This is a genomic window from Streptomyces sp. NPDC052687, from assembly GCF_040678395.1.
In the GTDB taxonomy this organism is placed as follows: Bacteria; Actinomycetota; Actinomycetes; order Streptomycetales; family Streptomycetaceae; genus Streptomyces.
This window is the reverse complement of the sequence record NZ_JBFATR010000094.1, coordinates 1-7,232: the sequence shown is the minus strand read 5'-3', so window position 1 is coordinate 7,232 and position 7,232 is coordinate 1. Positions and strand designations below refer to the sequence as shown.

At 76.9% G+C, this 7,232-nt stretch carries 7 protein-coding genes and 1 pseudogene; 5 read left to right on the top strand and 3 right to left on the bottom strand.

Translation table 11 applies throughout. The annotated features are described in order from the left end of the window. The first annotated feature begins 85 nt into the window (after nt 1–85). On the top strand, nt 86–925 hold the full coding sequence (locus tag AB0K92_RS33325; RefSeq protein ID WP_365929013.1) for an alpha/beta hydrolase: 840 nt from the start codon (nt 86–88) through the stop codon (nt 923–925). 183 nt (nt 926–1,108) lie between these two features. Here AB0K92_RS33325 and AB0K92_RS33320 read toward each other — a convergent pair whose 3' ends face one another. Next, a complete protein-coding gene (locus AB0K92_RS33320; protein WP_365929012.1) occupies nt 1,109–2,215 on the bottom strand; it encodes a hypothetical protein in 1,107 nt (368 codons plus the stop codon). Between the two features lie 259 nt (nt 2,216–2,474). Here AB0K92_RS33320 and AB0K92_RS33315 point away from each other — a divergent pair, with 259 nt between their 5' ends. The 4 genes from AB0K92_RS33315 (at nt 2,475) to AB0K92_RS33300 (ending at nt 6,371) form a co-directional block, all read left to right on the top strand. After that, nucleotides 2,475–3,143 (top strand): DedA family protein, encoded by a 669-nt coding sequence (locus AB0K92_RS33315; protein ID WP_365929011.1) that lies wholly within the window; start codon nt 2,475–2,477, stop codon nt 3,141–3,143. A gap of 202 nt (nt 3,144–3,345) precedes the next feature. Beyond that, nucleotides 3,346–4,497 (top strand): histidine kinase, encoded by a 1,152-nt coding sequence (locus tag AB0K92_RS33310; RefSeq protein WP_365929010.1) that lies wholly within the window; start codon nt 3,346–3,348, stop codon nt 4,495–4,497. Next, nucleotides 4,488–5,132 (top strand): response regulator transcription factor, encoded by a 645-nt coding sequence (locus AB0K92_RS33305; protein ID WP_166002979.1) that lies wholly within the window; start codon nt 4,488–4,490, stop codon nt 5,130–5,132. Before AB0K92_RS33310 ends, AB0K92_RS33305 begins: the two co-directional genes overlap by 10 nt. Nucleotides 5,133–5,441: 309 nt before the next feature. Further along, on the top strand, nt 5,442–6,371 hold the full coding sequence (locus AB0K92_RS33300; RefSeq protein ID WP_365929009.1) for a polysaccharide pyruvyl transferase family protein: 930 nt from the start codon (nt 5,442–5,444) through the stop codon (nt 6,369–6,371). Nucleotides 6,372–6,456: 85 nt separating this feature from the next. On the opposite strand, the gene AB0K92_RS33295 is transcribed toward AB0K92_RS33300, so the two are convergent. Next, complete coding sequence (locus AB0K92_RS33295; RefSeq protein ID WP_365929008.1) at nt 6,457–6,975, bottom strand: HAD-IIIA family hydrolase; 519 nt, start codon at nt 6,973–6,975, stop codon at nt 6,457–6,459. Next, nucleotides 6,972–7,232, bottom strand: a pseudogene (locus AB0K92_RS33290) (transferase); the annotation flags it as partial. The gene AB0K92_RS33295 and the pseudogene AB0K92_RS33290, both read right to left, overlap by 4 nt.

The following is a 7,232-nucleotide window of genomic DNA, read 5'->3' as shown; positions in this document are numbered from 1 at the left end:
ACCGCGAGGTCCACGACGACCTGGCCGCGACCGTGACGGCGGGCGTGGTGGCGGGCGTGGTGCGACGGGTCGCACCTCGTTGAGCGTGTGGTCCGCGGCGTCCGCAGGGTCCGCGCGGTCGGTGTGGTCCGGGCGGTCGGCGTGGTCCGGGCGGTCGGCGTGGTCCGCGCACGAGTTCACCGCCGCGGCCGGCACCCGCGTGCACGCGGCCGTCCTCGGCCCGCGGGACGCCCCCGAGGTGGTGTGCGTCCACGGGCTCGGCTGCTCCCACCGTTACTGGCTGCCGTTCGCCCGCGCCCTCGCGCCGCGGCTGCGGACCGTCGCGGTGGACCTGCCGGGGTTCGGGCGCACCCGTGGCCCGGCGCACGCGCTGGACGTACGGCAGCTGTCGCTGGCGCTCGCCGACTGGATGCGGGTCACCGGCCGGGGGCCGGCGGTCCTCGTCGCCAACTCGGTCGGCTGCCAGGTCGTCGTGGACCTCGCGGTGCACTCCCCCGAGCTGGTCGGCCCGGTGGTGCTGGTCGGCCCGACGTTCGACCGCCACGCCCGTACGACTCCGCGGCAGCTGTTCCGTCTGCTGGCCGACGCGCCCGCGGAGCGGCCGTCCCTGGCGGTGGCGCTGGCGGCGAGCTACGCCGACTGCGGGCTGCGGCGCGCGCTCGCGACCTACCGTTACGCGCTGCGCGATCCGGTCGAACGCAAGCTGCGCCATCTGCGCACCCCCGTCGTGGTGGCCCGCGGGTCACGGGACCCGATCGTGCCGCGCGCCTGGGCCGAGGAGGTCGCCCGGCTGCTTCCGGACGGCCGGCCCGCCGAGGTCCCCGGAGCCGGACACGCCCTCAACTACTCGGCGCCGCACGAACTGGCCGGTATCACGCGGGGGTTGCTGCGGCGCAGCGGACTTCCTGCGGGGACGGACCGGTAAGCGGGGGTCTCCGGCGGGAGGGGACCGGTGAGTGGGTGGTCTCCCTCCGGGAGGCGACCGGTCCGCAGGCGGATCCCCTCCGCGCGGCGGCCGATCCGGCGGCGGATCCCCTCCGCGCGGCGGCCGGTCCGGCGGCGGATCCCCTCCGCGCGGCGGCCGGTCCGGCGGCGGGGCGGGGCGTCGTCAGTCGCCGCCGCCACCGCCCCCGCCGTCGCCGCCCCCGCCGCCGTCACCGCCTCCGCTGTCTCCTCCGCCGGAGTCGCCGCCCTCGCCGCCGTCCGCGCCCCAGCCGTCGGCGCCGCCTGGTTCGTTGTCCTCGCCTCCCCGGCCGAGGTTGCTGAACCAGGGGCGGTCCCACCACTCGTCGGCGGCGACCGGCTCCCCGCCGTTCGTCCGGCGCCGCCGCTCGGCCCGGAACCGCGCCGCCCCCGTGGTGTCCCCGATCCCGAAGGCGACGGCGAAGAGCTGCGCCATGACGGCGTCCAGCGGGTCGGGACTCTCGTACCGCACGGGGGTGAGCGGCACCAGCACACTGCCGGGCTCGGGCACCGGCCGCCCCCGGGGGCGGGTCAGGAGGGCGACGGGCCGTTCGTCGCGCAGCAGCCGCGAACTGCGCGCGTTCTCCCGCCGCAACTCCCAGCGCGCGCCCGGCAGTCGTACCTCCACCCGCCGCTTGGACCTGCGCTTCGCGCGCACCAGGTCCAGCTCCGCCGCGACGTCGCCGACGGTCAGCCGCAACCCCTGTGACGGCTCGTGCCCGTGGCCGTACCCGTGCCCCCGGCCGTGCCCGTGGAAGCCGAACGGCGCCCGCAGCCGTACGACGGGGGCGCCCGGCCCCCACACGTCCACGCGCACCAGGTTCCGGTCGACGGCGACCGTGACCGGCCCGGCGGGTCCCGGCGCGTGCCGGCGGGCGATCCACAGCGGTACGCCCTCGGCGCGGGCCCGGTCCGCCAGCGCGGCGACCCCCTCGGGTCCGCCGCAGCGCCGTACCGCCCACTCCCCCAGCGCGTGGGCGAACTCCGCGGCCCGGCGCGCCTTCAGCGGCCGGGTGGTGCCGGTGGCGCGGGTCACGGGCACGACGCCGGATCCGTCGGGCAGGTGGCCCAGCGGGCGTTCCGTCCCGCCGCCGCCGAGCCAGTACCCGCGCCGGAACGCCTCCGCCATCGCGGCGAGGTTCAGCTCGCCCGGCGGTGTGACCCGGCCGCCTCTGCGCAGCGCGTCCTCGGTCAGTTCGACGGTGCGCGCCAGCGGGTTCCACGACCGCTCGCCATAGAGCACACGGCTCATCCCAACCCCCCGTACCTGTGCGCGGTTCGGCAGTTCCGACTCGCACAGGGAGAGTGCGCCGGACGCCCCGGCGGTTCCCGCCTGCCGCGGCCCGTCCCCCCGGCAGGCGCCTGCGGTTTTCCGCAGGGTGGCGGTGCGGGGACCTGCGGCACATCGGGTGGCCCCCCTCATACCGGTCTTGAACTGCGATTTTCTAGGTTGGTCCGGTCGGGGCACCCGTTCAGGGTGACCGATCCCCCACCAGCTTGGAGACCTCACCGTGCATCAGAAGACCCTGGCACTGCCTCAGCAGCCCGCGGACGGCATCGCGGGCTGGGCCGCCGATCTCGTGGACACGCTGGGCGGCCCCGGAGCAGGCCTGGCCATCGCCCTGGAGAACCTGTTCCCGCCGCTGCCCAGCGAGGTCATCCTGCCGCTGACCGGCTTCGCCGCCGGGCAGGGCGTGCTGAGCCTGACGTCGGCGCTGGTGTGGACGACGCTGGGTTCGGTGGTCGGGGCGGTCGCCCTGTACTGGATCGGCGTGCTGCTGGGCCGCGACCGGCTGTACGCGCTGTGGGAGCGGCTGCCGCTGGTGAAGACGTCCGATCTGGAGCGCACCGAGGAGTGGTTCGCCCGGCACGGCACCAAGGCGGTCCTGCTGGGCCGGATGGTGCCGGTCTTCCGCAGTCTGATCTCGGTGCCGGCCGGTGTCGAGCGGATGCCGATGCCCCTGTTCATCATGCTCACCACGATCGGCAGCCTGATCTGGAACAGCGTCCTGGTGCTGTCCGGTTACTGGCTGGGCGACCGCTGGGACGTGGTGGGCCAGTACGTGGGGCTGCTCAGCAAGGCCGTCCTGGTGCTGGCCGCCGTGGCGCTGGCCGCCTACGTGACCGTACGCCTGAAGGGACGCCGCCGCGCCCCGGCCCGGCACCGGCACGATGGCTGACGGCGCCGACCTTCCCGGCGCGACGGCTGACGGCGCCGACCGGCCCGGCCCGACGGCTGACACGCGCGTCCCCGGGGCGGCCGGCGACAACGCCGACCGGCCCGGCGCGACGGCTGACGCGAAGGGCTACCTCGTCGACCGGCCCGGCGCGACAGTCGACGGCGTTGATCGGGCCGGTCGGGCCGCACTAGGCTCTCGGCCCGTGCCCGAGAACGCGAGCAACGCCGTTGCGGTGACGCGTCGTTGGCTCGGTGTGCTGCTCGGCTGTGCGACCGCGCCGGCAGCCGCCGCCCATCTCCTCGTCACCGGAGTCGTCCTCGGCCCCTTCCTGCTCTGGCCGCGCACCCGGCCGGACGCCCTCGGTCTGCTGATGGCCGGGGTGCGCCGGCTCGCGGCGCTGGAACGGGCCCGCCGCGCCGTGTACTTCGGCGACCGCTTCCCCGAGCACTACGCGGCGTCCGACGACAAGGTCCTGCGCTATGTCGCGCTCCGCGCGGCGGCGGGCCTGCTGACCGCCGTGGTGATCGGGCTGCTCGGGCTCGGCGCCGGGCTGGCCGGGCTGCTGGCGTACGCGGTGGCGCGCGGCGGCGTCGGCTGGGAGGAACTGCTGACCCAGGTGGTGCTGGGCGGTGTGCTGCTCTTCCTCGACCTCCAGGGGCTGCGCTCGCTGGCCGCGCTCGACGCCCGGTCGGCCCGGGAGTGCTTCGGCCCGTCGGAGCGGGAGCTGCTGCGACGGCGGATCGACGAGCTGGCCGCGAGCCGGGCCGCGGTCGTGGCGGCGGTGGACGCCGAGCGGCGGCGCATCGAACGCGATCTGCACGACGGGGTCCAGCAACGCCTGGTCGCGCTGGCCATGCTGCTCGGCCGGGCCCGCCGCGGCCGCGACCCCGAACGCGCCGACGCCCTGCTGGCCCAGGCGCACGAGGAATCCCGGGGCCTGCTCACCGAGTTGCGGGAGGTGGCCTGGCGCGTCTACCCGTCGGCTCTGGACAGCCTCGGTCTCGAGGAGGCGCTGGGCGGGGTGGCCGAGCGCTCCCCGCTGCCGCTGCGGATCCGCTGCGAGACCGGCGGGCCGCTGCCCCGGCCCGTGGAGACGGCCGCCTACTTCGTGGTGTCCGAGGCCGTCACCAACGCCGTCAAGCACGCCGCGGCCACCGCGGTCTCGGTGCGGGTGGTGCGCGGTGCCGGCCGGCTCACCGTACGGGTCGAGGACGACGGCGCGGGCGGCGCGGACCCGGCCGGCGGCGGGCTGACCGGGCTGCGCGGCCGGGTCGCGGCGCTCGACGGGACCCTGCACGTCGACAGCCCCCTCGGGGGACCCACCGTCATCACCGCGGAGCTGCCATGCGCCTGATCCTCGCCGAGGACTCCACCCTGCTGCGGGAGGGTCTGGTGCGGCTGCTCGCCGACGAGGGCCACGAGGTGGTGGCGGCGCTCGGTGACGCCGTGACACTGGTGGAAACGGTGGCGGAGCACCGGCCGGACCTCGTCGTCGTCGACATCCGGATGCCGCCGACCCACACCGACGAGGGGCTGCGCGCCGCCCTGCAGATCCGTGAGCGGTGGCCGGAGGTCGGCGTGCTGGTGCTGTCGCAGCACATCGAACGCCACTACGCGGCCCAGCTGCTGGCCGTGAGCGCCGAGCGGGTCGGCTACCTGCTCAAGGACCGGGTGGCGCAGGTCGAGGAGTTCCTGGACGCGCTGGAGCGGATCCACGCGGGCGGGGCCGCGATCGACCCCGAGGTGGTGCGGCAGCTGGTCCTGCGCACCACGCACACCGATCCGCTGGCCCGGCTCACGCCGCGCGAGCGCGGGGTGCTGGAGGAACTGGCCCAGGGGCACACCAACGCGGCGATCGCCGGGCGGCTGCACATCTCCCAGAGCGCGGTGGAGAAGCATCTCAACGCGGTGTTCGACAAGCTGGATCTCAACCAGGCCGACGGCTACAACCGGCGCATCCTCGCGGTGCTGCGCTACCTGGAGGCGTGACGGCGACCGCCGGGAAACCGGGAGGCGCGGCGGCGACTGCCGGAGGCGTACGTGCGGCCGCCGGTGCGCGGCGGCGGTGTGTCAGAGGTCCAGGACGTCCCGCGCCCGCACCGCGCACCCCGGTTGGCGTCGCAGAAGCCCACGAGGTCGGCCCGGTCGGCGTGCGGGCCGGTGAGGGGCCGGTGTACAGCCGGGCACGGAAGCCGAGGCCCACCACGGCGCGGCGCCGGGGCGCGGGGGCGCGGGGCCGGGGTCATGCGGGGCCTTTCGTCCGATTGGGCTCCGGTCCTGCCGGGCACTCGGCCCGCCGTGACCGCGCCACGACGGATTCTGCTCACCGGCTGGTTCACCTTCCGGGACGGGGAGGCGACCGCCGGGGACGTGCTGGCGCTCGCCCGCGTCGAGGAGACGCTGAGGCGGGCGGGCCGGCCGTACGACGTCGTCTGGAGCCCCGGCTTCCGGCCCGGGGCGCCGCACCTGGACGACGTACGGCCCGATCGGTACTCGCATCTGGTGTTCGTGTGCGGCCCCCTGCACGGCCCGCAGATCGAGGACCTGCACCGGCGGTTCGCGCACTGCGTGCGGATCGCGGTGGGCACGTCGGTGGTCGATCCCGGCTCGCCGGCCGTCACCGGGTTCCACCGGGTCCTGGCCCGCGACGCGCCGGACGCCGCGCCGACGCCCGATCTGGCGGCCCGGGCCCCGGCCGCACCCGCCCCGCCCGTGGCCGGCGTGATCCTCACCCACGGGCAGCACGAGTACGGGCCGCTGCGCCGCCACGACCTGGTCGCGGAGCGGGTGACGCGCTGGCTGGCCGGGAAGGACTGCGCCCGGCTGGAGCTGGAGACCCGGCTGGACACCCGCGACTGGCGGCTGTGCGCGACGCCCGCCCAGCTCGACGCGGTCCTCGCCCGGCTGGACGTGGTCGTCACCGACCGGCTGCACGGCCTGGTGCTGGCCCTGCGGGCCGGTACGCCCGCGCTCGCCGTCGACCCGGTCGCGGGCGGCGCCAAGGTCACCGCCCAGGCCCGCGCCTGCGGCTGGCCCGCGCTGCTGCCCGCCGAGCGGGCCGACGCGGACGGCCTGGAGCGGTGGTGGCGGTGGTGCCTCGGTCCTGGGCGGGAGGAGGCGCGGCGGGCGCGGGCGCGGTTCGCGGCGGGCGGTGAGCGGGACGGGGCCGACGGGCTGCTGGACGCGCTCGACGGCCGCCCGCACGCGGTCGGCGGCTCGGCCGCCTGACCTCCGGGTCAGCCCCGGAACGCCCCGGTGAGCCCTGGAACGCCCCGGCGACGGGTGAGGGCCGAAGACCGGTGTCTACCCCTGCCTACCCGTGCCTTTCCTCTTCGCCGTGTCCGTCCGGCACGAGGGCCCGGGCGACCGCCGTGAGGTCGGGGACGACCTCGGCGGCGGGCCGTTCCCCGGCGGCCGGCGGGTCGCCCAGGAGGAGGGCCCGGGCGCCCGCCCGGTGCGCGGCCTCGGCGTCGGCGCCGGTCTCGCCGACCAGGGCGCAGGCGTCCGGCGCGGTGCACAGCCGTCCCGCGGCCCACAGCAGCAGGGCCGGTTCGGGTGGGTAGCAGCGGCAGTCCTCGTCGGCGGCGTGCGGGCAGACGGCCCAGACGTCGAAGGGGCCGAGGAGTTCGTCGACGCGGGTGTCGACGCGGCGCGTCTCGCTCTCGGTGAGCTGTCCTCGCCGGGTGACGACGCCGGTCCGCAGGCCGTGCCGGCGCAGCTGCCACAGGGCCTCGGCGGCGCCGGGGGCGGGGCGGACGTCGTCGGCGGACCGGGGGGCGTCTCGCAGGAGCACGCGGTCGCGGTGGAACAGCACGGCCCGCACGCGGGTCATACGGCCACCTCCCGCCAGGGCTGCGCGGCCCGGTGCCGCCAGCGTCCGGACAGCCGGTACCAGGTGGCGGCGGGCGGGATGAGCACGCTGGTGACCAGCACGGTGGTCACCTCGTCCGGGGTGTGCGGGCCGGGGGCGAGACGGGACCGGGCGAAGGCGGCGGTGCCCGCGGCCCAGCCGAGCCCGGCGGCCAGGGCGGCCCGCCGGCGTCCCGTGGCGGCCAGCGCGCAGGCGGTGGTGCCGGTGGCGGTGACGGC